Raw genomic sequence first — 24,758 nt, 5'->3', positions numbered from 1 at the left:
AACAGGTGCGATATGGAAGCAATCGCGTTGGTGGTACTGGCCGTGCTGGCGTATCCCTTCTTCGCCGCCTGGCTCATAGGCGCCGGACGAACCCGTCGCATCGAAGAGCTGGAGCGGCAGGTCGCCGAACTGCGCGACAAGATCTACGCCCTGCAGCCCGCACCGGTGTCCGCTCCACCGGTTCCGCCCAGGCCGGCAACGTCGATGCCGTTGCCGGACGAGGCAGCGCCGCTCGCTGAAGCGGCGTACTACCCGCAGCGCGCACCGGCACCACGTCCCGCTTCGTCCCCGGCGCCCGAGACGGCACGAGAAGAGTCCTCCGCCCCCGTCACGCCCGGCCCCATCGCCATCGCGATACGACGGGGACTGCTCGCGGCGAAGAGCTGGCTCCTGACCGGCAACCTCGTCGCCAAGCTGGGGCTCGTCATCCTGTTCATCGGCGTCGCGTTCCTGCTCAAGTACGTGGCCACGACCTTCGACATCCCGATCGAGCTGCGGCTCGCCGGCGTCGCGCTGGCCATCCTGCCCCTGCTGGCCTGGGGCTGGCGCCTGCGGTCGACGCGGCGCGAGATCGGCCTCCCCGTCCAGGGCACGGCGATCGCCCTCATGATGCTGGTCGTCTTCGGCGCCTATCAACGCTATGGCCTGATACCCGGCGGCCTCGCGTTCGCGATGCTGGTGCTCCTGACCGGCTTCGCGTGCGTGCTGGCGCTGCTGCAGGATGCGATCTGGCTGGCGGTCTTCGGCATCACCGGCGGATTCGCCTGCCCGCTGCTGGTGGCGAGCGGACAAGGCAACCACATCGGCCTGTTCTCGTACTATGCGCTGCTGAACGCCGGCGTCTTCGCACTCGCGATGCGGCGCTCCTGGCGCATGCTGAACCTGCTCGGCTTCGGATTCACGTTCGTCGTCGGGGCGGCCTGGGGCGGGCTCAAATACACGCCCGCCAACTACCTGTCCGCGCAAGCCTTCCTGATCCTGTTCTTCCTGTATTACGTCGGCATCGCCCTGGCCTTCGCGCGCCAGCAACAGACGCGCCTGAAAGACTACGTGGATGCCACGCTGGTCCTGGGGACGCCGCTGCTCGCGTTCGGGTTGCAGGTCGGTCTGGTCATGGATAAACCGTTCGGCCTGGCGCTTTCGGCGCTGACGCTCGGCGGCTTCTATCTCGGCCTCGCGCTGTTGCTGTGGCGGCGCGGACGCGAGCGCTGGCGCGTGCTGGTCGAGACCTTCGGCGCCATCGGCGCCATCTTCGGCACGCTGGCCATTCCGCTTGCCGTCGACGGACGCTGGACGTCGGCGGCGTGGTCGCTGGAAGGCGTCGGCTTCGTCTGGTTCGGGCTCAGGCGAGGGCAAGCCCGCGCGTGGATGTTCGGTCTGCTTCTCCAGATTGGCGCATGGATCGGCTTCCTCGCCGCGGCCTCGGGCCTCGACCGCTCGGCCGCGGCCGCCTCCAACCTGTGGCTCGGCTTCCTGCTGCTGGCCGGCGGCGCGTTCGTGATGGCTTCCGATTTCCGGCGGCACGCCAGGGAAGAGCGTCCGCTGTTCGCGCTGCTCGCGACATGCATGCTCGCGACGGCCGCCATCTGGCTGCTCGCCGGCTCATGGACCGAGGCGTTCCTGCGCACCAGCGGCAGCCTCCTTGCGAACTTGCTGGCCGCGGCAGCCGTCTTCACGGCCATCCTGTTGTACGTGATCGGGTCGCGGCTCGCGTGGCCGGTCGCGCACCGGTTCGGCCTCGTGGCCCAGATCGCGGGCGCGGTCGGACTGGCGGTGGTCGCAGGCGTCGATTGGAACTGGTTCGACAGGATCGAAACCCAGTATGAAACCAAGCCGGCGCTGGGCGCCGTCCTGATCGCGCTGTCGGCGCTGGCCAGCAGCTACCTGACCGAGCGCGCGGGTGCCTTCGACAAGGTCAAATCGACGCAGACGCTGCTGCTTGCCTGGGCCGGCTTCTGGTGGTTCGGTCCTGTGCTGAACATTCTCTCCGGAAGGCTCGCGGTACTGCTGCCGGAAGCGCTGGGCACCCCGTATTCGCGCTGGGTCGGCGTGTATGCGTTCGCTGTCGCCGCATCGTCCATCCTGTTCACGCAGCTGGCGCCGCGCCTGCGGTGGGAACGCCTGCGCTGGCTGGGCACGGCGTGCTGGGACATGCTGGCGCTGGTCACGCTCGGCTGTCTCGTCACGCTGTACGCTACATACGACCTGCCCGACCCGGCGCTCTGGCTGGGCTGGGTCTGCCTGTGGGCCGGTTCGGAATACTTGCTCGCGCGCCGGCCTGCGGCGACCTGGGAACGCAGGCCACGCGTGCTGCGTGCGCTGCACCTGTTGCGCACTGTCGGTCCGTGGCTTGCGCTGTGGCCGACTGGGTCCATCCATGTCGGCAGGTGGTTCGGCGAATTCCACGCCAGCGGATGGGCCATCGACAGCGCCTGGTCCAACTACCTGCCGACCTGGTCGATGATGGCCGTGCTGGCGTGGCTGATGCGGCGCAGCCAGGCGGAGGCCTGGCCGACACGCCCCCTGGCAAGCTGGTACCGGACCATCCTGGTTCCATGCGGAGCCGCATTGCTGCTGGCGCTGTGCGCAAGCTGGAATCTGTTCCAGGACGGCGGCATGGCGCCGCTGCCGTATCTGCCGCTGCTCAATCCCCTCGACCTGAGCACGGGCTTCGCCCTGATGCTTGCCGTCGGCGCCGCGCGGCTGCGCGCGCGCGACGTCGCGGCCAGCCCGAACCTCAACCGCACACTGCTGGTGGCCTGGGCGGGCGGCGCGTGGATCTGGTTCAACCTGATCCTGTTGCGCAGCGCCGCCCATTACCTGGGGATCGCCTATCGCGTCGACGCGCTGGTCGGCTCCCAGGTCGTGCAGGCGATGCTCTCGCTGGTCTGGAGCGCCAGCGCGCTCGTCCTGATGCGCTTCGCCGCCCGGCGCACGTGGCGCCGTGCCTGGAGCGCGGGCGCCGGCCTGCTGGGCATCGTGGTCGCCAAACTGTTCTTCGTCGACCTGTCCAGCCATGGCAGCATGGCGCGGGTCGTGTCCTTTGTCGGTGTCGGCCTGCTGATGCTCCTGGTCGGCTATCTCGCGCCCTTCCCCAAACGCGCGGAGCAGGCAGCGCCCGCGCCGACGCCATCGGAGCCGATTCCATGATCATGTATTTTTCTTACCGCGCGCGCTCCGCGTTCCTCGCGTGGGCGTTGTGTACGTCCGCCGCCCGCGCCGCCGATACCACCGCGAGCTACTCGCATGCCTTGCCGCTGCAGGTCAGCGGCAAACAGGCTGTGGTGCAGTTGCGCTTGCCGCCGGACGTCTACCTGCACGCGCGTTCCGCACACCTGGCCGACCTGCGTGTGTTCGACAGCGCGGGCGCACCGCAACCGTTCGCGCTGACCGTGACGACGTCACCCCACCAACAACGCAGCGTCGAGTCGCCGTGCAAGGTGTTCCCGATCTTCATACCCGGCCGGACATCAGGACGGATCGACGACCTCCAGGTGCGCCTGTCCAGGGACGGCACCGTGGTGTCCGTGAGCCCGCATCCCGGTGCGGCGCAGGGCGAGGCCGACGTCCTCGCCGGCCTCGTGCTCGACCTGGGCGAGCTGCCGTCAGGCGCGACCGTGTCGAGCCTGACGCTCGCCCCGCCGCCCGACGCGTCCAACTACAGCGCCGCGCTCATCGTCGAGGCCAGCAACGACTTGCAGGACTGGCAGCCGCTTGCGGAGACGACGGTGAGCTGGCTGGTCAACGGCCGCGGCGAAAGCGTGACCAGCAACCGCATCGGCTTCCCTGCCCAGAGCTTCCGTTATGCGCGTGTGCGCTGGGCCGAGGGCAATCCTGTCGAGTTCGGGGCAATCACGGCGCAGGTAAGCCAGGTGCAGGACACGCCGCAGCAATGGGATGCCGTGACCTTGCCCGCACGCCGCGCCGACACCGGACAAGACTTGGTCTACACGGCCCCGGTCGCGGTGCCGGCCGAGCGGGTCGGCGTCGTCCTGCGCGGGCAGAACGTCGTACTGCCCGCGACGATCGGGCGTTACGCGCAACGCACGGCCAACGTCACGGATTTCCTGCCATTGGCCAGCGCCACGTTCTACCACCTGAACCAGAACGGGAATGCGCGGATCGCCGGCGACGTCGCGATACCGGAAACCCATCTGGTGCAATGGATCCTGCGTCCGAAAGGCGCAGTATCCGACCCGCCCGACCTGCGCCTGCGCTGGCGCCCCGCGACGCTGGTGTTCGTGGCCGGCGGCACCCCGCCGTACGTACTCGCCTTCGGCAAGACCGGCGCGACGTCCACGCAGCTCGCCCTGGGCCAGGTCGCGCCGGGCTTCGACGTCCAGGACCTGGCGCGCCTGGAAACCGCGCGCACCGGCCAGTTGGTCGAACAACACGCGGACGCCGCCGATGGGGCGCCTGCGGCAACGGCACAACGCAGGCTATCATGGCTGTGGGCCTTGCTGCTGTGTGGCGTCGGTGCGCTCGCCTGGATGGCGTGGCGCCTGGTGAGCCAACTGAAACAGGGGGAGGCCGATTCGTCGACCAAATAAAGGAAAGAAGAGCATGGGCATCGCCATCGCCGCCTGCGCGTTCCTGCTGATCGCCACGACCGTGATCCACTACGAGGTGCTGCGCCTGATGACGGCCGCGCTGCCCGCATTGCGCATCCCGCCGCGCATGCGGCTCGTGTTCGTGATCGTCGGCGCGTTCGGCGCGCACTTCATCGAGATCCTGCTATACGGCCTCGCCTACTACCTGCTCGCGACGCGCTTCGGCATCGGCCACATGGGCGACCCCGGCCCGCTGCCGTTCACGCGCTGCCTGTATTTTTCGGCCGAGACCTACACGACGCTGGGCTACGGCGACGTGCTGCCGCACGGCGACCTGCGCCTGCTGGCGGGCATGCAGGCGCTGAACGGGATGCTGCTGATCGGGTGGACGGCGTCGTTCACGTATTTGTCGATGGAGCGCTTGTGGGATGACACGGGGCGGCGCCGGCCAAAGCATTGATTCTGCAAATCGACGGCATCATGGGCGAGTCGCAAGACGACAAGCATAAAGACTGTCGTGCCGCCGGGGTGGTGCGCTGTTACAAACTTAGCGGCGATCGTGCATCCACGACAGGGCGCCGGGCACCGCCGTCCGCTCGCCGCGCATCGCCACCAGTAGTTCATCCCGCGGCACGCCCTTCTCCAGTCTGGCGAGCCAGCGCGTGGCCCACGCGGCGTTTTCCGGATCCCACTTGTTGCGCGCCAGCGTATTGAACACCTGGTACGCGCCGGCGGCATCGCCCAGCCATGCATGGGCCAGCGCGGCCGCGCGCGCGAACGCGGCGACGTCGTGCCCGTGGCGCCATGCGTCGATCGCCCTGCCGATGTCCTTGTCGGCCGGCGCCGTGTCCATGAGCGCGATGCGGAACAGCGCATACGACACGTCGGGCGCTTCCGGCGCCAGCAGGGCGGCTTCGGTCAGACTCGCGCGCGCCGCCGCCAGCTGGTCCTGCCGGTCGGGGCCAGCGCGCTCCGCCAGCTTCGCATGCGCGAGGCCCAGCAGATACTGCGGCTCGGGGTCGTACGGATCGTTCCCGACGGCGCGCGTCAGGTAGGCGATGGCATCGAGCGGATCGCCCCATTCGACCTGGGCACGGGCGAGCGTGATCTGGGCGAAATCGACGGCCGGCGCCTGCGCCGCCTTCTGCTGCACGCGCGCCAGCAAGGTCTTGCCGGCGGCGGGCGCGGGACACGTCTTCAGCGCGGCGTTGTCGAGCACGAACCCGGCCTCGATGCGGCTCAGGCGGGTGAATGCGATATGGGCCCGGGGCAGGTCGGGCACCTCGACCTGCAGGATTTTCATGGACGCCTGGCGGTAACGCCACATCGCGGCGTCGAGCTCTTGTCCCGACAGGCCGAAGACGTCGGCAAACGCGTCGGCGGAATCGCTGCCTTCGTTGACCCGCTCGAGATACTTCCCCATCTTGTTGCGGTTCTCCTCGGACGAGAGCATGTAGTGCACGAGGTTGAACGAGCGCGCGAGAAATTCCCATTGCCGGTAATACCCGTTCGTGCCGACCTTGAACATCCCGGGCACCGTTCGGTCGTGCAGGACGTCGTCGAACCGCAGCCGCCTGGTCCGGCCCTCGTCGATCTCCTGTAGCAGGTTGTAGGAGGTGCCCGCATCGCGGCCGACCAGCATCTGGTCGTCGGTGAAGCGCATGCCGCCGAAATACGCGTCGAAGCCGGTAAGGAACCATGCGGGCGCGCGGATGCGGGTATGGCGGTACAGGAACGTGTCCGCGTACACGACGAAGTTCGTCATCAGCGTGTAATCGTCTTCCGGACGAAGCAGCGACGCATTGTCCAGCTTCCAGCTCTTCGCCTGGCCGAACGTGAACGCGAGCGTCCCGGATGCGCAGCGGCTGGTCAAGCTGGTGGTGGCGCCGTCGACCGCGCCGATCTCCGGCGGCAGGTCCGGCCGGGCCTGGAAGTACAGCGTGAGCTTGGGCAGCGCCTCCCGCCCGTCCAGGAACGGCTTCAGGTACAGGCGCAGCACGGCGTCGAGCCGTTCCAGCTTGTTGACCAGCTCGATGACGTCGTCGGGATCGTCGTTCGAATAGACGATCAGGTGCTGGCTCTCGATGCGGAACCACGCCGACGGATCGCGCACGCCCTTGACGACGACGGTGGACGGGTCGTGCCTGCCCTTGACGACCACCTTGGGCGGCTCGTTCCCGAAGGCGTGCGCCGGCACAAGTGCCATCGCCGCGAGCAGGGGAACGGCGTACTTGTGGATAGCCATGCGCGCCTTTCTATTTTTTTGGGACGGACAGCGGTTGCCAACATAACAGATGTACGTTTTGCGGAAATGCGCACATTCCCACGCCCCGTCCACACACTGCAAGATGAACGACAATCAAGTCTACGTTAATGTTAAATTAATGAGACACCCACCCGCATACATACGCAAACTATTGCCGTGCTGCAATATTACTGCAATAATTTAATAGTTTGATGCTCGAACGAATACCCCGCCTCCCCTCACGGCGAGGCTGCGGGCAAGGCGACGGGGACGCCCGGGATACCCTTGAACGTGACATTGTCGGGGCGCGCTGCCGGCGCGCCCTTTGGATATTCATTAATGAAGGCTACCGATGAAAAAAAACTCCAGGATGTTTGCTCGAACCAGTCTGACCGCTGCGCTGCTCATGTTGAGCACCGCCATGCTCCCGGGTGACGGCGTGGCGCAGGTCACCGGTTTCACGCACCCGGGCACGCCCCTCACCGCCGCCGATCTCATGACGCTCAAGTCCTACGTCGCCCAAGGCAGGCAGCCGTGGAAGTCCGCCTACGACCAGCTGGCGAACGACGGCAAGGCCAGGCTCACCTACGTCATGGCGGGTCCGTACGCGACCGTGAGCCGCGCCCCCGACGTGAATCTCTGGCCATGGCGCAACGACATGGTCGCGATCTGGAACCTGTCGCGGATGTGGTATTTCACCGGCAACAAGGACTACGCGAAGAAGGCGCACGACATCCTGATGCAGTGGGCGACCGTCCAGACCGAGTTCGCGGGCCGCGAATCGATGCTCGACCTGGGCGACTACGCCTACATGTTCGTGGGCGGCGCGGATATCCTGCGCGGCACCTGGCCGGACTGGACGGACGCCGACACGGCCACGGTGAAAACCTATTTCGCCAATGTCCTGATTCCGGCATCGAACCCGTATGGCGAGAACATGTTCGGCGCCGCCAACAAGGGCGCGCTGGCCCTCAACGCGCTCGGGCTGATGGCCATCTTCAACGACGACACCGCGTTGCTGAACCGGGTCGTCGCCCAGACCCGCACGCTCGCCCACATCGGCCTGCGCAGCTCCAACGACATCGGCATGCTCGGCGACTCCCTGCGCGACCAGGGGCACGCCCACGGACAGCTCAAATCGCTGGTCATGCTCGCCGAAGCGCTGTGGAAGCAAGGCATCGACGTCTATGCCGATTTCGACAACCGCCTGCTGGCGGCGGGCGAATATTTCGCGCGGGTGAACGAGCTCGAGCCCACGCCCTTCCTCCCGTTCGGCACCACCGACGCCTACTACACCGCCGACAACACGAACCGTGGGTGGAACGGCTGGGGAGGCGGGAACATCGTGCTCAACCAGATTTACAACGCCTACGTCAACCGCAAGGGCATGCAGGCACCGTTCATCGCCCAACGGCGCCAGTGGATGCCGGTGGACAGCGGCAGCTTCGTGTTCCTGAAGGACGTCGACATGTCGACGGCGACGCCCCCGCCGGCACTCGCCATTCCCGCCACCAGCTCGATCATCTCGGGCTTTGCCGATGCGGACATCGGCGGTGCCGCCCCGGCCGGCTCGGCCACGTACGCCGACGGCACATGGACCGTGAAAGGCGGCGGTGCCGAGATCTGGGGCACGAGCGACAGCTGTCACTTCGCCTACCGGGCTCTCACCGGCGACGGCGCCATCATCGCGAAAGTGGAGTCGCTCCAGAACACCAGTCCGTCCGCGAAAGCAGGCGTCATGATGCGCACGAGCCTTGCGCAGGGCGCCCCGCGCGCCTGGATGGCCGTCACCAACCGGATCCAGGCCGAACAGAACATGCAGAATCTCGCTGTCTACGGCGGCAATAACTACGGAAACAAGGTGCTCCCCATTGCGAGCTCCACCGCCTCATACTGGGTGAAACTCGAGCGCATCGGCAACATGATCACCGGCTACGTGTCGCCCGACGGTACCAACTGGGCCGCCACCGACGTCGGCCGCATCGACGGCCCGCTGCCCGACACGATCTATGCCGGCCTGGTAGTCGCCTCGGTCGCCAACGGCACACTGAATACCTCCACCTTCAGCAACGTGCAAATCACGGGCGGCGGCGGTGGCGCGCCGGCCGCCATCCCCGCCGCGCCCGCGACGCTGCTGGCCGAGCCGGGCGACGGCGCCGTCCCGCTGCGCTGGCAGCAGTCGTTCGGCGCCACCGGCTACGCGGTGCTGCGCGCCACGTCCAGCGGCGGCCCCTACACGACCATCGCGGCCAACGTCGCGGGCAGCAGCTACATCGACACGTCGGTGGCCAACGGCACGACCTATTACTACGCCATCACGGCGACGAACGCGGCCGGCACGAGCGCGAATTCTCCCGAGGACAGCGCCACGCCGGTCCGTCCGCTGGTGCACGTGGCCACCGGCGGCACGCCCAACGACAGCAGGAACAACGCGGCCAATGCCGGCAACGCCTTCGACCGGAACTCGGGGACGGAATGGTTCTACTCGGGCGTGATGGGCTGGCTGCAGTACGACCTCGGCCACGCGGAGACCGTCCAGCGCTACACGGTCGTCAGCTCCTTCGACAAGATCGGGCGCGATCCGAAGGACTGGCAGTTCCAGGGCTCGAACGACGGCGTCACCTGGACGACGCTCGACACGCAAGCCGGCCAGGCGTTCGCCAACCGTTTCCAGCAGAACAGCTATACGGTCGCGAGTCCGGGCGCGTATCGCTGGTACCGGCTCAATATCACGTCCAATAACGGCGACACCGGCTTTACGGATCTTGGCGAATTCGGGCTGTACGCGGCAAGGCCGTAAGACGCAGGCCACCGTGCCCGGTCGACGTCGGGAGTACGCGACGTCGCCGGGCCAGGACGCAATACCGATACATCAACTATTCCAGGTGACGACGCTGTCCGTGCGCCGCGCTGCCCGCATCATTTCCAGCAGCGGAAACAAATGCGCCGAGAAATCGACCGCTTCCTGCACTTGCGGAAAATGATTCACGCCCTCAGCGGCGTGATGCAATTCAATGTCCTGCGCCAAGGCGAGTGTCGCCGCATGGTGCTTGCCTTCCGCCGTCGTCGCTTCCAGTACGCCGATCACGTTGTCCAGCTCGCCGACAGAAAAATAGCCGATGGCCGTGCACTTGCCGAACGGCGCGAGCGCCTTTTGCGCGTGACGGTCGAGCATCAAGACATCGGCAGCGGCTTTCGATTTGAATGTTACAAGCATTGCATATCCTCTTCAAAACCTGGTAACAGGGCCAGTCTAATGGATCGCTTGCAAAAAATTCGTAAAAATTGGGCCGTCACCTTTATGGACTTTCTCCTTCCGTCGTTTGACAAAATCCGAAGGCGAACATACTAAAAATTCATGCTCAATTGTGAAATTGTATGACGTTTTTAAAAAAATTACGAAATACAATTTGTTTTCGACTATGCAAATGCCGAACAGGTTTTTTTCATAGCCGGGTCGCGGCCCGATGCATATTGCATGTCCTGCGGCGATTTACTCACCGATGGCAAACCCGCCATCGCCATTTCGAAAATTCTTGGAGGCTTTTCTAAATGAATTTTTTGTCGACTCACTCTAAAAAATATATCGCCGCTGCAGTCGCGGCATTCGCGGCAATTGCAATCCCGGCCCAGGCCACGGACTGCAACACCGTTTGCCAGAATGCTGCGGGCCAGGCAGGGTATAACGCGGCAAAGCTGGCGGAAAAGGATGCGTTGGCATACTGCACTGCCCATTATTACGGCCAGGACGTTAACAACTGCATGAACGGCAAGGTTCCACAGATTCAGGCTGCATACGATCAGGCGTATCAGCAGACGATGACGTCGTGCATGGGTTCCTGCCACTGATCCGTCGCACTGTCCGTCAACCCTTCTTTCCTGCTTCTGCCGGCTACCTGAGAAATCGAAGGTACCGCAATCATCGATAAAAAGCCGGGACACATGGTCCCGGTTTCCTCTACAGCCTCGTCACGCCTCAATCAGCGCTTGCGTGCCGACGAGCGGCCCACGGGCACTCCACATGCATATCAATCAATTAGCAAAATACATTGCTATGAACTAGCAATTTTTGTGCTACTCTGATTTCGCTTCGCTGCTCATACCAGGAAGACATCGACTCGAACTCACTGCCAAAGGAAAAACATGAAAAAGAAGTGGATCGTCGTACCGTGCTTGCTGCTGCTCGCCACGTTCGGCGCCTGCGCCGCCACGCCCGAGCCGCCGCCCAAGGTTGCCGTCGACAGCGCGATGCGCGTGCAAGCGATCGATGCGCTCGTGGCAAAGCTGAACGATCACTACGTCTTTCCCGACAAGGCCAGGCAAGTCGGGACGGTCCTGCGCCAGCGCCAGCGCGACGGCAAGTACGATGGGATCACGGATGGCGAACAACTGGCAAAACAGCTCTCGGCCGACCTTGCCGACGTCCTTCATGACAAGCACTTGTTCGTGGGATTCGACCCCGGTCTGGTGCCGCCCGACCGTGAAGTCGGACCGCGCCCCACGTCGCTGGCCGAGTGGGAACGCATCGCGCCCCCTGAGGTGCGCCAGCGTATCCTCGCGTCCAGCCTTGGCGTGGAAAAAGTCGATCACCTGAACCCCAGGATCGGCTATCTGGAAATTTCCGGCTTCCCGCCGCCGTTCCTGGTGGCCGCAAAATATGCGGCAGCGATGGACAAGCTCGCCGACACCGATGGCCTCATCGTCGACCTGCGCAACAACCACGGCGGCACGCCAGACGGGGTGGCTTTGCTGGTCAGCTATTTCGTCGATGGGCGTACGCGGCTCAACGACATCTGGGAGCGCGATACCGGCGTCGCCACGCAGCATTGGTCGGTCGATCAGCTGGGCGGCAAGCGCTATGGCGGCAAGAAGCCGGTCCTGATCCTGGCTGGTCCCGGCACGATGTCGGCCGGCGAAGACTTCGCGTACACGATGCAGGCACTGAAACGCGCTACCGTGATCGGCGAGCGGACCTGGGGCGGTGCCCACCCCACACGTCCCTTCCGCCTTGCGGACCATTTTTTTGCCGCGATACCCAATGCACGCACCATCAGTCCCATTACCCATACCAACTGGGAAGGCGTGGGCGTCGCACCGGATGTCGCGGCGACGCCGGACAACGCGCTTGCGGTGGCGAAGGACATGCTGCAACGCCGGCTCCAGGAATAAAAAAACCGGGACACATGGTCCCGGCTTGTTACGACGTGCGGCGCCTGGATCAGCGCTTGCGCGGCGGCGGCAGGTCGGTGCAAACGCCTTCGTAGGCTTCTGCCGCCATGCCGATCGACTCGCCGAGGGTCGGGTGCGGGTGGATCGTCTTGCCGATGTCCACGCCGTCCGCGCCCATCTCGATGGCCAGCGCGACTTCGCCGATCATGTCGCCGGCGCTCGTGCCGACGATCGTGCCGCCGATGATGCGGTGGGTCTCGGCGTCGAACAGCAGCTTCGTGAAGCCTTCCGAGCGGCCGTTGGCGACGGCGCGGCCCGATGCGGCCCACGGGAAGTGGCCCTTCTCGACCTTGATGCCCTTGGCTTTCGCTTCGTCTTCGGTCAGGCCGACCCATGCCACTTCCGGATCGGTGTACGCGACCGACGGGATCACCTTCGCATCGAAATAGGCCTTCTCGCCATGCGCGGCTTCCGCGGCGACGTGGGCTTCATGCACGGCCTTGTGCGCCAGCATCGGCTGGCCCACCAGGTCGCCGATGGCGAAGATGTGCGGCACGTTGGTGCGCATCTGGCCGTCGACCGGGATGAAGCCGCGGTCGGTGACCGACACGCCCGCTGCTTCCGCGCCGATCTTCTTGCCGTTCGGGCTGCGGCCCACGGCCACCAGCACGAGGTCGTAGACCTGCGCTTCCGGTGCCGGCTGGCCTGCCTCGGCGGCTTCGAACGTGACCTTGATCCCTTCCGGCAGCGCTTCCACGCCGACGGTCTTGGTCTTCAACATGATGTTGTCGAAGCGCGACGCGTTGAACTTCTGCCAGACCTTGACGGCCTCGCGGTCCGCGCCCTGCATCAGGCCATCCATCATCTCGACGACGTCGATGCGCGCACCCAGCGTCGAGTACACGGTCGCCATTTCGAGGCCGATGATGCCGCCGCCGATGACGAGCATGCGCTTCGGCACCTGGCGCAGTTCCAGCGCGCCGGTGGAGTCGACGATGCGCGGATCTTCCGGCACGAACGGCAGCTTCACGACGGCCGAACCGGCCGCGATGATCGCCTTCTGGAACGCGACGACCTTCTTGGCGCCATCGGGTCCGGTCACTTCGATGTGGTTCGGGCTCAGGAATTGTCCGACGCCCTGCACGACGTTGACCTTGCGCGCCTTGGCCATGCCGGCCAGGCCGCCCGTCATCGTCTTGATGACCTTGTCCTTGTACGCGCGCAGCTTGTCGATGTCGACGTCCGGCTTGGCGAACGACACGCCGAGATCGGCCATGTGCGCCGTCTCGTCCATGATGTGCGCCACGTGCAGCAGCGCCTTGGACGGGATGCAGCCCACGTTCAGGCACACGCCGCCCAGCGTCGCGTACTTCTCGACGAGGACGGTGTTCATGCCCAGGTCGGCCGAGCGGAACGCGGCCGAGTAGCCGCCGGGGCCGGCGCCCAGCACCATCATCTCGCATTCGACGTCGACCGGGCCGCTGTAGCTGGCCGCGTTCGGGATGGGTGCGGCCGGTGCCGACGGGGTCGGGTGGGCCGGTGCGTACGAATCGGCCGGCTTGTTGGCCGGTGCCTGTTCGGCTGCAGCCGGTGCAGCGGCGGCCGCAGGCGCAGCGGCAGCGCCCGCGCCGGCGTCGTCGACGGTCAGCAGCAGCGAGCCTTCGCTCACCTTGTCGCCGACCTTGACCTTCAGTTCCTGCACGACGCCGGCGTGGGTCGACGGGATCTCCATGCTGGCCTTGTCCGATTCGACAGTGACCAGCGACTGGTCGACCTTGATGGTGTCGCCGGGCTTGACCATCAGTTCGATGATTTCGACTTCCTTGAAATCGCCGATATTCGGGACTTTGACTTCAACGGTGCTCATGGGCTCTCCTTACAGCAGCGTCTTGCGCAGGTCGGCCAGGACATCGGCCAGGTAGGTCGTGAAGCGGGCGCCGGCGGCACCGTCGATCACGCGGTGATCGAACGACAGCGACAGCGGCAGCATCAGGCGCGGCTGGAAAGCTTTACCGTCCCACACCGGCTTCATCGAGGACTTGGACAGGCCCAGGATCGCGACTTCCGGCGCGTTGATGATCGGGGTGAACGCGGTACCGCCCAGGCCACCCAGCGACGAGATCGTGAAGGTCGCGCCCTGCATGTTGGCCGGCGACAGCTTGCCTTCGCGCGCCTGTGCGGACAGCTCGCCCATTTCGGTGGCGATCTGCGACACGGACTTCTTGTCGGCGTCCTTGATGACCGGGACGACCAGGCCGTTCGGCGTGTCGGCCGCGAAGCCGATGTTGTAGTACTTCTTGAGGATCAGCTGGCCGTTTGCTTCGTCCAGCGACGCGTTAAAGTTCGGGAACTTCTTCAGCGCGGCAACGGAGGCCTTGATCACGAACGCCAGCATGGTCAGCTTGACCGGCGACTTGGCTTTCGCATACGCGGCATTCGATTCGACGCGCAGGTCTTCCAGGTCGGTGACGTCGGCTTCTTCGAACTGCGTCACGTGCGGGATCATGACCCAGTTGCGGTGCAGGTTCGGGCCGGAGATCTTCTTGATGCGCGACAGCGGCTGCGCTTCGGTCTCGCCGAACTTGGAGAAGTCCAGCGACGGCCACGGCAGCAGGTTCAGGCCTGCGCCACCGCCCGCACCTGCCGGTGCCGCGGTCGGGCCGGCGGCCAGCGCCGACTTGACGAAGCCCTGCACGTCCTGCTGGGTGATGCGGCCCTTCGGACCGGAACCCTTCACCTTGTTCAGGTCGACGCCCAGTTCGCGCGCGAACTTGCGCACGGACGGCGAGGCGTGGGCCGAGGCGAAGCTCGCGGCCGGCGCGGCGGCGGCGGTCGATGCAGGTGCCGGCGCTGCGGCGGGAGCCGGTGCAGGTGCAGCAGCAGGTGCCGGCGCAGGCGCTGCGGCTGCGGCCGGAGCCGGTGCCGGTGCGGCGGCAGGTGCCGGGGCCGGAGCAGCTTCGGCGCCGCCGGCAGCTTCCTCGAGCAGCAGCACGAGCGAGCCTTCGCCGACCTTGTCGCCGACCTTGACCTTCATCTCCTTGACGACGCCCGCATGGCTCGACGGGATCTCCATGCTGGCCTTGTCCGATTCCACCGTGATCAGCGACTGGTCGACCTTGATCGTGTCGCCCGGCTTGACCATCAGCTCGATGATTTCGACTTCCTTGAAGTCACCGATGTCGGGGACTTTGACTTCCACAATGCTCATGTTTGTTAACTCCGTATTTTTGTCGTTAGCTTCTGAGCCGTCATCCCCGCGAACGCGGGGATCCACGCTGAGTTGAGCGGAGTAGCATACATCAGCAACTCCGGATACTCGGCATGGGTTCCCGCGTTCGCGGGAACGACGTAACTCTTGAGCATTACTGGGTCACAGGATTCGGCTTGTTCGGATCGATGCCGTACTTGGCGATCGCGTCCGCCACCACCTTCGCGTCGATCTTGCCTTCTTCCGCCAGTGACTTCAGCGCGGCGACCGTGATGTAGTAACGGTTCACCTCGAAGAACTCACGCAGCTTGGCGCGGGTGTCCGAGCGGCCGAAGCCGTCGGTGCCCAGGACCTTGTACGTGCGGCCGCTCGGGACGTAGGCGCGGATCTGCTCGGCGAACAGGCGCATGTAGTCGGTCGTCGCGACGATCGGGCCTTCGGAACCCTGCAGCAGCTGGGTCACGTACGGCACGCGCGGCGCCTCGGTCGGGTGCACCAGGTTCCAGCGGTCGGCGTCCTGGCCGTCGCGGGCCAGCAGCGTCAGCGACGGGCACGACCACACGTCGGCGGCGACGCCCCAGTCGTTCTTCAGCAGCTCGGCGGCGAACACGGACTCGCGCAGGATCGTGCCGGAGCCCATCAGCTGCACGCGCTGCTTGGCGTTTTTATCGCCTTCCTGCAGCAGGTACATGCCCTTGATGATGCCCTCTTCCGTACCCGGCTTCAGGCCCGGCTGCTCGTAGTTCTCGTTCATGATGGTGATGTAATAGAACACATCCTCCTGCTTCTCCACCATGCGGTGCAGGCCGTTCTGGATGATCACCGCCACTTCGTGCGCATAGGTCGGGTCGTACGGGACGCAGGTCGGGATGGTCGCCGCGAAGATATGGCTGTGGCCATCTTCGTGCTGCAGGCCTTCGCCGTTCAGCGTCGTGCGGCCGGCGGTACCTGCCATCAGGAAGCCGCGGGCGCGGATGTCGCCGGCCAGCCAGGCCAGGTCACCGACGCGCTGCAGGCCGAACATCGAGTAGTACGTGTAGAACGGGATCATCACGCGGTTGTTCGTCGAGTACGACGTCGCCGCGGCGATCCACGAGCACATGCCGCCCGCTTCGTTGATACCCTCTTGCAGGATCTGGCCCGCCTTGTCTTCGCGGTAGTACATCACCTGGTCCTTGTCGACCGGTTCGTACAGCTGGCCTTCCTGGTTGAAGATACCGATCTGGCGGAACAGGCCTTCCATGCCGAACGTACGCGATTCGTCGACGAGGATCGGGACGATGCGCTGGCCCAGGTTCTGGTCCTTCAGCAGCGTGGTCAGCGTACGCACATAGGCTTGCGTCGTCGAGATCTCGCGGCCGGCGGCGGTCGGGTCGGTGACGGCCTTGAAGGTCGACAGCGGCGGGACCGGCAGCTTCTCGTCGGCCTGCTGGCGGCGCTGCGGCAGGTAGCCGCCGAGGGCCTTGCGGCGCTCGTGCAGGTATTTCATTTCAGGCGCGTCGTCGGACGGCTTGAAGAACGGGATCTCGGCCAGCTTGTCGTCCGGGATCGGGATGGCGAAGCGGTCGCGCATTTCGCGGATGGCTTCGTCGTCCAGTTTCTTGGTCTGGTGCGCGGTGTTGCGCGCCTCGCCCGACTTGCCCATGCCGAAGCCCTTGACGGTCTTCACGAGCAGCACGGTCGGGGTGCCCTTGTTTTCCTGGGCGTTCTTGAAGGCCGCGTAGATCTTGTGCGGGTCGTGGCCGCCGCGGGTCAGGCGCCAGATGTCGTCGTCGGTCATGTTCGCGACCATCTTCAGCAGCTCGGGGTGCTTGCCGAAGAAGTGCTTGCGCACGTACGCGCCATCCTTTGACTTGTAGTTCTGGTATTCGCCGTCGACGGTTTCCATCATCACGCGCTGCAGGATGCCGTCCTTGTCCTTGGCCAGCAGGGCGTCCCAGCCCGGGCCCCAGATGACCTTGACGACGTTCCAGCCGGCGCCGCGGAAATCGGCTTCCATTTCCTGGATGATCTTGCCGTTGCCGCGCACCGGGCCGTCCAGGCGCTGCAGGTTGCAGTTGATGACCATGACCAGGTTGTCGAGCTTTTCGCGCGCGGCCATGCCGATCGCGCCCATCGATTCCGGCTCGTCCATCTCGCCGTCGCCGCAGAAGACCCAGACCTTGCGGTTGTCGGTCTTGGCGATGCCGCGGGCTTCCAGGTACTTCAGGAAGCGCGCCTGGTAGATCGCCATGATCGGGCCCAGGCCCATCGACACGGTCGGGAACTGCCAGAAGTCCGGCATCAGTTTCGGGTGCGGGTAGGACGACAGGCCCTTGCCGTCGACTTCCTGGCGGAAGTTCAGCAGCTGCTCTTCGGAGAGGCGGCCTTCGAGGAAGGCGCGGGCGTAGATGCCGGGCGACGAGTGGCCCTGGATGTACAGCAGGTCGCCGCCGTGGTCTTCGGTCGGGGCGTGCCAGAAATGGTTGAAGCCGATGCCCAGCATGTTCGCCAGCGAGGCGAACGACGAGATGTGGCCACCGAGGTCGCCGTCGAAGCGGTTGGCCTTGACGACCATCGCCATCGCGTTCCAGCGCATCCACGAGCGCAGGCGCTCTTCGTATTCCAGGTTGCCGGGGCAGTGCGCTTCCAGGTGGGTCGGAATCGTGTTCACGTAGGCGGTGTTGCTCGAGAACGGAACGTGGGCGCCGCGGCGGCGCGCCAGGTCGACCAGGCGCTCCAGCAGATAGTGCGCGCGATCGGTACCTTCGAATTCGATGACCGCTTCAAGCGCGTCGAGCCATTCCTTGGTCTCGAGCGTATCCGGGTCGTTGGCGGCTTGTGCCGTCAACTGGTCGAGTTGAGCTGACATTGCTACGTCTCCTTGAGTGTGGTGCCCCACCCGATCCTGATTTCGTCACGGACGTTTGGTGGCGAAAAGACTATCCCTTGAATAAAGCCTGTCGATTCTACCAGTGGAACACGCAATTTTCAAAATATGATATTCGATTTCATAATGTGAGATGGCCGCCATGTGATTGGCATAAACATACCGTCGTCCCCGCGGAAGCGGGGACCCATGCCGAGGCATCGAAGTCGACAACGGTGCATTCCTGCGATGTATTCGAGTTCCGATCATCAGCATGGATTCCCGCTTTCGCGGGAATGACGTGCCCATGCCGGCACAAGCACGTCGATAAATATGACAACGAACGCCTCCGGGCGGCGCGCGATACCCTTCTGGGCGCTTATAATTTCGTTTTTGTCCAGCACACGAGCCCCCGCCATGACCGCCCAATTGATCGATGGAGTCAAACTTTCCCAACAACTGCGCGCCGACATCGCCGCCCGCACCGCCGCCCTCACCGCTGCCGGCCACCAGCCCGGCCTGGCCGTGATCATCGTCGGCGACGATCCGGCCAGCCACGTCTACGTGCGCAACAAGGTCAAGGCCTGCGGCGACGTGGGCTTCCACTCCGTGCTGGAAAAGTACGAGGCCGATTTCTCCGAGCAGGCCCTGCTCGACCGTATCGCCGCGCTGAACGCGGATCCGGCCATCCACGGCATCCTCGTGCAGATGCCGCTGCCGAAGCACATCGATGCATCGAAAGTCATCGAAGCCATCGCCACCAGCAAGGACGTGGACGGCTACTCGGTGCTGTCCGCCGGCGAACTGATGGCCGGCCTGGAAGGCTTCCGCCCGTGCACCCCGTACGGCTGCATGAAGCTGATCGAGACGACAGGCGTGAACCTGCGCGGCAAGCATGCCGTCGTGATCGGCCGCAGCAACACGGTCGGCAAGCCGATGGCGCTGCTGCTCTTGCAACAGAATGCCACCGTCACCATCTGCCATAGCGGTACGCCGGACCTGGGCTACCACACCCGCCAGGCGGACGTCGTCGTGGCCGCCGTCGGCCGCCGCAACACGCTGACGGGCGACATGGTCAAGCCGGGCGCCATCGTCATCGACGTGGGCATCAACCGCAACGACGAAGGCAAGCTGTGCGGCGACGTCGACTTCGACAGCGTCAAGGAAGTCGCCGGCCACATCACGCCGGTGCCGGGTGGCGTGGGTCCGATGACCATCACCATGCTGCTCATGAATACGCTGGAGTCGGCCGAGCGCGTGGCCAAGCGCGCATAACGCCTGTCAATGGCCGGCCCGGGTAAGATGGCGGTGAGATTGAATAAAGGACTCTAACTATGACGACCGAAACGACCAATCCCCTCCTCGACTTTTCCGGGCTGCCCCGGTTCGACCTGATCCGTCCCGAGCACGTGACGCCGGCGATCGAACAGCTGATCGCCGAGGCGCGCACCGCCGTGAGCCAGGCCGAAGCGCCGGCCGACAGCGTCACCTGGGACAACTTCGTCGTCCCTCTCGAGGAAGCGACGGAACGCCTGGGCCGTGCCTGGGGCGTGGTCAACCACCTGAACCACGTGATGGACACGCCCGAGCTGCGTGCCACCTACAACGAGAACCAGCCGAAGATCACCGAGTTCTGGACGGAGCTGGGCCAGAACGAAGCGCTGTTCGACAAATACAAGCAGCTGCGCGCGAGCGCCGACTTCGCGAACCTCGCGCCGGCCCGCAAGCGCATCGTCGAGAACGCCCTGCGCGACTTCCGCCTGGGCGGCGCCGAGCTGCCCGAAAAGCAGAAGGAACGCTTCGCCGAGATCCAGGAAGAGCAGGCGAAGCTGTCCACGCGCTTCTCGGAAAACGTGCTGGACGCGACCAACGACTACAAACTGCTCGTCGCCGACGAAGCGGACCTGTCCGGCCTGCCGGACGACGTCAAGGCGGCCGCACGCGCCGCGGCGGAGCGCGACGGCAAGACGGGCTGGCAATTCAGCCTGCACTTCCCGTCCTACTTCCCGATCCTGCAATTCGCCGACAAGCGCGAGCTGCGCGAACAGATCTACCGCGCCAACGCCACCAAGGCCTCCGAGATGGGCGCCGTGTTCTCCGAGCTGGAAAAATGGGACAACACGGGCAATATCGCCCAGCTGCTGAAACTGCGCGACGAGGAGGCGAAGCTGCTCGACTTCCAGAGCTTCGCGCATGTCTCGCTCGAACCGAAGATGGCCGAGACGCCGGAACACGTGATCGAGTTCCTGGAAGACCTCGCCCGCCGCGCCCGTCCGTACGCCGAGAAGGACCTGGCCGAGCTGCGCGCGTTCGCCAAGGACGAACTGGGCATTGCCGACATGCAGGCGTGGGACGTGGCGTATGCGTCGGAAAAGCTGCGCGAGAAGCGCTACGCGTTCTCCGCGCAGGAAGTGAAGGAATACTTCCCTGAGGCTAAGGTCGTCGCCGGCCTGTTCGGCCTGATCTCGACACTGTTCGACGTGACGATTTCTCCGGACGACGCGCCGGTCTGGCATCCGGACGTGCGTTTCTTCCGCATCGAGAAGAACGGTCAACTCATCGGCCAGTTCTACCTCGACCTGTACGCGCGTCCGGGCAAAGGCCAGGGCGCGTGGATGGACGACGCGCGCGGCCGCCGCCTGACGACGGGCGGCATCGTGCAGACGCCGATCGCCTACCTGACCTGCAATTTCACGCCGCCGGCGGAAGTCGACGGCAAGCTCCAGCCGTCGCTGTTCACGCACGACGAAGTCACCACGCTGTTCCACGAATTCGGCCACGGCCTTCACCACATGCTGACGGAAGTCGACGAGCTGTCGGTGTCCGGCATCTCGGGCGTGGAATGGGATGCCGTCGAGCTGCCGTCGCAGTTCATGGAAAACTTCTGCTGGGAGTGGGACGTCCTGCAAGGCATGACGGCGCACGTGAAGACGGGCGAACCGCTGCCGCGCGCGCTGTACGACAAGATGCTCGCGGCGAAAAACTTCCAGTCCGGCATGCAGACGCTGCGCCAGGTCGAGTTCTCGCTGATCGACATGCACCTGCACTACGACTTCGACCCGACCAGCCAGAAGACGGTGCAGGAACTGGTCGACGAGGTGCGCACGAAGTTCGCCGTGCTGATCCCGCCGTCGTTCAACCGCTTCCAGCATTCGTTCGGCCACATCTTCGCGGGCGGTTACGCGGCCGGCTATTACAGCTACAAGTGGGCCGAGGTGCTGTCGGCGGACGCGTATGCCGCGTTCGAGGAGGCCGTCGAAGCGGGCGGCGGTTCGCTGCTCGACGAGACGGGCAAGCGCTTCCACCGCGAGATCCTGGCCGTGGGCGGCTCGCGCCCGGCGCTCGAATCGTTCAAGGCCTTCCGGGGCCGCGAACCGAAGATCGACGCGCTGCTGCGCCATAGCGGGATGCAGGCCTGAGCAATATGCGCGCCGTCGCCGCATTCGCACTCGTCGTCGCCGCTGCCGCCGCGCACGGCCAGACGTACAAGTGGAAGGATGCGGCCGGCGTCGTGCATTACAGCGACACGCCGCCGGCCAAGGGGACGGCGCAGGTGCTGCGCCCCGACAACCGGCCGGAAGCGACGCCGTCGCTGCCGTACGAACTGGCGCGCGCCGCGAAGCTCCACCCCGTGACCTTGTACACGACGGCCCGCTGCGACGCCTGCGACCAGGGCCGCGCCCTGCTGCGCGCGCGCGGCATCCCGTTCGCGGAAAAGACCGTGAACACGGCGGAAGACCGCGAGCAGCTGCACCGCGCCGGCGGCAAGGACGAGCTGCCGCTGCTCGTCGTCGGCAACCGCCCGGTGACGGGCTTCGCGGCCGGCACGTGGAACGAAGCGCTCGATGCCGCGTCTTATCCACGCAAGACAATGCTGCCGCCGGGCTACCGGACCGGCGCCAGCGAGGCCGCCGCCCCGGTGCCGCCGCCGCGCTTGCCGGCGCCACCGGCGCCGGACGAAGCAGCCGCGCAGGCGGAGCGGCAGCAGCCGCGCCAGCAGCCGCAGCCGAAGAAAGCGCCACCGGATTTCCAGTTCTGAGCACAATGCCGACATTGTTCATTTCATCGTTAGCACGAGCACGTCGTTCCCGCGCAGGCGGGAACCCAAGTCTGCACGTGCCGCCGGCTGCGCAAAATTGGCCCCCCGCGTGCGCGGGGGCGACGGTGGTTTATACTCCGAGCTAACATGACCCGGATCGACTTCCACACCAACATCCCCGACAAGCTCAGCTACGTCTGCCGCCTCGCGCGCAAGGCGTACGCGGCGCGCGCGAAGCTCGTCCTGCTGGCCGACAGCCCGGCGCAGGCGGAAGCCCTGAACGAGGCGCTGTGGACGCTGTCCGGCACCGACTTCATCCCGCACGTGATGGCGGGCGATCCCCTCGCGCCGGAGACGCCGGTCATCGTCACGGCCGACGAACGGGTCGAGCTGCCGCATCGCGACATGCTCGTAAACCTGACGCGCCGCACGCCGGCCGGCTTCGAGCAGTTCGCGCGCGTGTTCGAGATCATCTCGACGGACGAGGAAGACGCCGCCGCCGGCCGTGCGCGCTACGTCGCCTACAAGAAGCAGTCCTATCCGTTGACCCACGTCGTGGCGGGACAATCATGAGCGATATTCCCTTCAACGACGAAAGCATCCCCGTCCTCACCGAGGTCGTGGCCGAGACCGCGCCGCCACCCACGGCCGAAGCCCAGCCCGAACCCGGGCAGCCCGCGCCGCGCGAGCTCGACGACGACGCCTGGCGCGCCCTCGAGGAACGCCTCGTCGCGCGCGTGCTCGACCGGTTGCAGGACCGCGTCGAACTGGTACTGGAAGACCAGGTCCGCAGCAGCATGGCGCCCGTGCTGGACCACGTGGTGACGCGGCTCGCGACGGAATTGCGCGACGGGCTGCAGGTGACGGTCGAACAGGTCGTCGCGCGCGCCGTCGCGCAGGAACTCACGCACCTGCGCTCGCGCGATTGAGCGTCATCGCTCTCCCGATTGGAACGCTTTGCGCAAACCATAAATTAGGGTAACTTCGACCTGCGGACATAACATCCTTCCTGGAGAGAACATGCAGGTCACAACGAAACTCATCCCCTTAGCCATCGCCCTCGCCTTCGCGGGCACGGCGAGCGCGCAGCAAGTCGTCAAGATCGGCCATGTGGCGCCGATCTCCGGCCCCAGCGCCCACCTCGGCAAGGACAACGAGAACGCCGCGCGCATGGCGATCGACGAGCTCAACGCGAAGGGCGTCACGCTGAACGGCCAGAAGGTCACGCTGCAACTGATCTCCGAAGACGACGGCGCCGATCCCAAGCAGGGCACGGCGGTGGCGCAGAAGCTCGTCGATGCGAAAGTCAACGGCGTGATCGGCCACCTGAATTCCGGCACCACCGTGCCCGCGTCGAAGATCTACAACGACGCCGGCATCGTGCAGATCTCGCCCGCCACGACGGCCCCCGTCTACACGCGCCAGCATTTCCCCGGCGCATTCCGCGTCGTCGCCAGCGACGCCAAGCTGGGCAGCACGCTGAGCAAGTACGCGATCGACACGCTGCACGCGAAGAACATCGCGATCATCGACGACCGCACGACGTACGGCCAGGGCGTCGCGGACGAATTCGCGAAGGGCCTGAAAAAGCCGGGCATCAAGGTCGTCGGCCGCGAATTCACGAGCGCCACGGCGACCGACTACACGGCGATCCTCACGTCGATCAAGGCGAAGAAGCCGGACCTGATCTTCTTCGGCGGCATGGACTCCGTCGCGGGCCCGATGCTCAAGCAGATGAAGGCGCTCGGCATCACGGCCGTCTTCATGGGCGGCGACGGCATGTGCACGGACGCGCTGGGCCGCCTGGCCGGCGACGGTCTCGGCGAAGGCAGGGTCTATTGCGCGGAAGCGGGCGGCGTGAAAGGTCCGCAGGAAAAAGTCATGGAAGACTTCCGCGCCCGTTACAAGAAGAAGTTCAACATGGACGTGCAGCTGTACGCGCCATACGTCTACGATTCCGTGATGGTGATGGCGACGGCGATGCAGAACGCGAAATCGGCCGATCCCGCCAAGTACCTGCCCGTCCTCAAGAACATCAAGTACGAAGGCGTGACCGGGACGATCCAGTTCGATGCGAACGGCGACATCAAGGATGGCGCGCTGACCCTGTTCACCTACAAGGGCGGCAAGCGCACGAAACTCGACGTGATCCGCTGAGCACGATAAAAAAAGCGCGCCTGCACATGCATGGCGCGCTTTTTATTGAGCGTCGGGATTATTTCTGCGCCAGGACCCACTTGACCAGCGTGTGGGCTTCCGCTTCGCTGACTTGCGGGTTGGCCGGCATCGGGACCGGACCCCAGACACCCGAACCACCCTTCATGACCTTCGCAACCAGTTTGCCTTCGGCATCTTTCTGGCCCGCGTATTTGGCGGCGACGTCCTTGTAGGCCGGGCCGACCAGCTTGGTTTGCACGGAGTGGCAAGCCATGCAATTCTTGGCCTTCGCCAGGGCGGCCGCGTCTTGCGCGAAGGCGCCGGTCGAAGCCAGGGCAGAGACTGCAGCAAACAACATCATGGTACGTTTCATCGACTCTCTCCAGTTGGGGGCATTTCTATAATTCGAATTCTATCGTGTTTCCCAGCGCATAGCGGCGGGGACATGTTTAGTAACGGATGATACAGATTGTCGTTGACCAGATGGCAGTATTCTGTTGCTGATCAGCAGCACTGTTGTAACATGGCCGCTCGAAAGGAAT

General features: G+C 65.1%; 18 protein-coding genes. 12 read left to right on the top strand and 6 right to left on the bottom strand.

Going from position 1 to position 24,758, the window contains the following annotated elements; translation table 11 throughout:
* Positions 1-12 precede the first annotated feature (12 nt).
* Genes ASD28_RS17515 through ASD28_RS17505 form a run of 3 tightly spaced genes read left to right on the top strand, consistent with a single transcriptional unit; the run spans position 13 to position 5,010 of the window.
* Positions 13-3,150, top strand: coding sequence for a DUF2339 domain-containing protein (locus ASD28_RS17515; protein ID WP_082577138.1), 3,138 nt, complete (start codon positions 13-15; stop codon positions 3,148-3,150).
* On the top strand, positions 3,147-4,550 hold the full coding sequence (locus ASD28_RS17510) for a DUF3999 family protein (protein WP_056130690.1): 1,404 nt from the start codon (positions 3,147-3,149) through the stop codon (positions 4,548-4,550). Before ASD28_RS17515 ends, ASD28_RS17510 begins: the two co-directional genes overlap by 4 nt.
* A gap of 13 nt (positions 4,551-4,563) precedes the next feature.
* Positions 4,564-5,010, top strand: a complete 447-nt coding sequence (locus ASD28_RS17505; RefSeq protein WP_056130687.1) for a potassium channel family protein — start codon at positions 4,564-4,566, stop codon at positions 5,008-5,010.
* An 87-nt stretch (positions 5,011-5,097) separates the two neighbouring features.
* On the opposite strand, the gene ASD28_RS17500 is transcribed toward ASD28_RS17505, so the two are convergent.
* The gene (locus ASD28_RS17500; protein WP_056130683.1) at positions 5,098-6,795 is read right to left on the bottom strand and encodes a hypothetical protein; all 1,698 of its coding nucleotides are present in this window, start codon (positions 6,793-6,795) and stop codon (positions 5,098-5,100) included.
* Positions 6,796-7,216: 421 nt separating this feature from the next.
* On the opposite strand from ASD28_RS17500, the gene ASD28_RS17495 reads away from it, so the two are divergent.
* Entirely contained in the window at positions 7,217-9,595 is a 2,379-nt protein-coding gene (locus ASD28_RS17495; protein ID WP_229412035.1) for a discoidin domain-containing protein, read from the top strand.
* A gap of 72 nt (positions 9,596-9,667) precedes the next feature.
* Here ASD28_RS17495 and ASD28_RS17490 read toward each other — a convergent pair whose 3' ends face one another.
* Positions 9,668-10,012: a DUF1840 family protein gene (locus ASD28_RS17490; RefSeq protein WP_082577137.1), complete on the bottom strand. Its 345-nt coding sequence runs from the start codon at positions 10,010-10,012 to the stop codon at positions 9,668-9,670.
* Positions 10,013-10,347: 335 nt separating this feature from the next.
* On the opposite strand from ASD28_RS17490, the gene ASD28_RS17485 reads away from it, so the two are divergent.
* On the top strand, positions 10,348-10,644 hold the full coding sequence (locus ASD28_RS17485; RefSeq protein ID WP_056130673.1) for a hypothetical protein: 297 nt from the start codon (positions 10,348-10,350) through the stop codon (positions 10,642-10,644).
* 294 nt (positions 10,645-10,938) lie between these two features.
* On the top strand, positions 10,939-11,964 hold the full coding sequence (locus ASD28_RS17480; protein WP_056130671.1) for a S41 family peptidase: 1,026 nt from the start codon (positions 10,939-10,941) through the stop codon (positions 11,962-11,964).
* Positions 11,965-12,013: 49 nt separating this feature from the next.
* Here the strand turns inward: ASD28_RS17480 and lpdA are convergent, their stop codons facing one another.
* The 3 genes from lpdA to aceE all read right to left on the bottom strand — a co-directional run bounded on the left by lpdA (position 12,014) and on the right by aceE (position 18,023).
* The gene (gene lpdA / locus ASD28_RS17475; protein WP_056130661.1) at positions 12,014-13,831 is read right to left on the bottom strand and encodes a dihydrolipoyl dehydrogenase; all 1,818 of its coding nucleotides are present in this window, start codon (positions 13,829-13,831) and stop codon (positions 12,014-12,016) included.
* Positions 13,832-13,840: 9 nt separating this feature from the next.
* Positions 13,841-15,172 (bottom strand): dihydrolipoyllysine-residue acetyltransferase, encoded by a 1,332-nt coding sequence (gene aceF / locus ASD28_RS17470; RefSeq protein ID WP_056130658.1) that lies wholly within the window; start codon positions 15,170-15,172, stop codon positions 13,841-13,843.
* A gap of 154 nt (positions 15,173-15,326) precedes the next feature.
* Positions 15,327-18,023, bottom strand: coding sequence for a pyruvate dehydrogenase (acetyl-transferring), homodimeric type (aceE, locus tag ASD28_RS17465; protein ID WP_056130656.1), 2,697 nt, complete (start codon positions 18,021-18,023; stop codon positions 15,327-15,329).
* Between the two features lie 414 nt (positions 18,024-18,437).
* On the opposite strand from aceE, the gene folD reads away from it, so the two are divergent.
* The 6 genes from folD to ASD28_RS17435 all read left to right on the top strand — a co-directional run bounded on the left by folD (position 18,438) and on the right by ASD28_RS17435 (position 24,216).
* Positions 18,438-19,295 (top strand): bifunctional methylenetetrahydrofolate dehydrogenase/methenyltetrahydrofolate cyclohydrolase FolD, encoded by an 858-nt coding sequence (gene folD, locus ASD28_RS17460; protein WP_056130652.1) that lies wholly within the window; start codon positions 18,438-18,440, stop codon positions 19,293-19,295.
* A gap of 59 nt (positions 19,296-19,354) precedes the next feature.
* Complete coding sequence (locus ASD28_RS17455) at positions 19,355-21,439, top strand: M3 family metallopeptidase (RefSeq protein WP_056130649.1); 2,085 nt, start codon at positions 19,355-19,357, stop codon at positions 21,437-21,439.
* Between the two features lie 5 nt (positions 21,440-21,444).
* Positions 21,445-22,059: a glutaredoxin family protein gene (locus ASD28_RS17450; protein WP_056130646.1), complete on the top strand. Its 615-nt coding sequence runs from the start codon at positions 21,445-21,447 to the stop codon at positions 22,057-22,059.
* A gap of 147 nt (positions 22,060-22,206) precedes the next feature.
* Complete coding sequence (locus ASD28_RS17445) at positions 22,207-22,632, top strand: DNA polymerase III subunit chi (protein WP_056130643.1); 426 nt, start codon at positions 22,207-22,209, stop codon at positions 22,630-22,632.
* Positions 22,629-22,988 carry a hypothetical protein gene (locus ASD28_RS17440; protein WP_056130640.1) on the top strand — a complete coding sequence of 120 codons (360 nt, stop codon included), beginning with the start codon at positions 22,629-22,631 and terminating at the stop codon, positions 22,986-22,988. The genes ASD28_RS17445 and ASD28_RS17440 overlap by 4 nt, the downstream gene beginning before the upstream one ends.
* Before the next feature lie 91 nt (positions 22,989-23,079).
* Entirely contained in the window at positions 23,080-24,216 is a 1,137-nt protein-coding gene (locus tag ASD28_RS17435; protein WP_056130637.1) for a branched-chain amino acid ABC transporter substrate-binding protein, read from the top strand.
* Between the two features lie 58 nt (positions 24,217-24,274).
* Here the strand turns inward: ASD28_RS17435 and ASD28_RS17430 are convergent, their stop codons facing one another.
* Entirely contained in the window at positions 24,275-24,589 is a 315-nt protein-coding gene (locus ASD28_RS17430; protein WP_056130632.1) for a c-type cytochrome, read from the bottom strand.
* Positions 24,590-24,758: the final 169 nt, after the last annotated feature.

Source organism: Massilia sp. Root133 (genome assembly GCF_001426525.1).
GTDB classification, from domain to species: Bacteria; Pseudomonadota; Gammaproteobacteria; order Burkholderiales; family Burkholderiaceae_D; genus Telluria; species Telluria orientalis.
The sequence above is the reverse complement of the archived record's forward strand: the minus strand, read 5'-3'. Positions and strand labels throughout refer to the sequence as shown.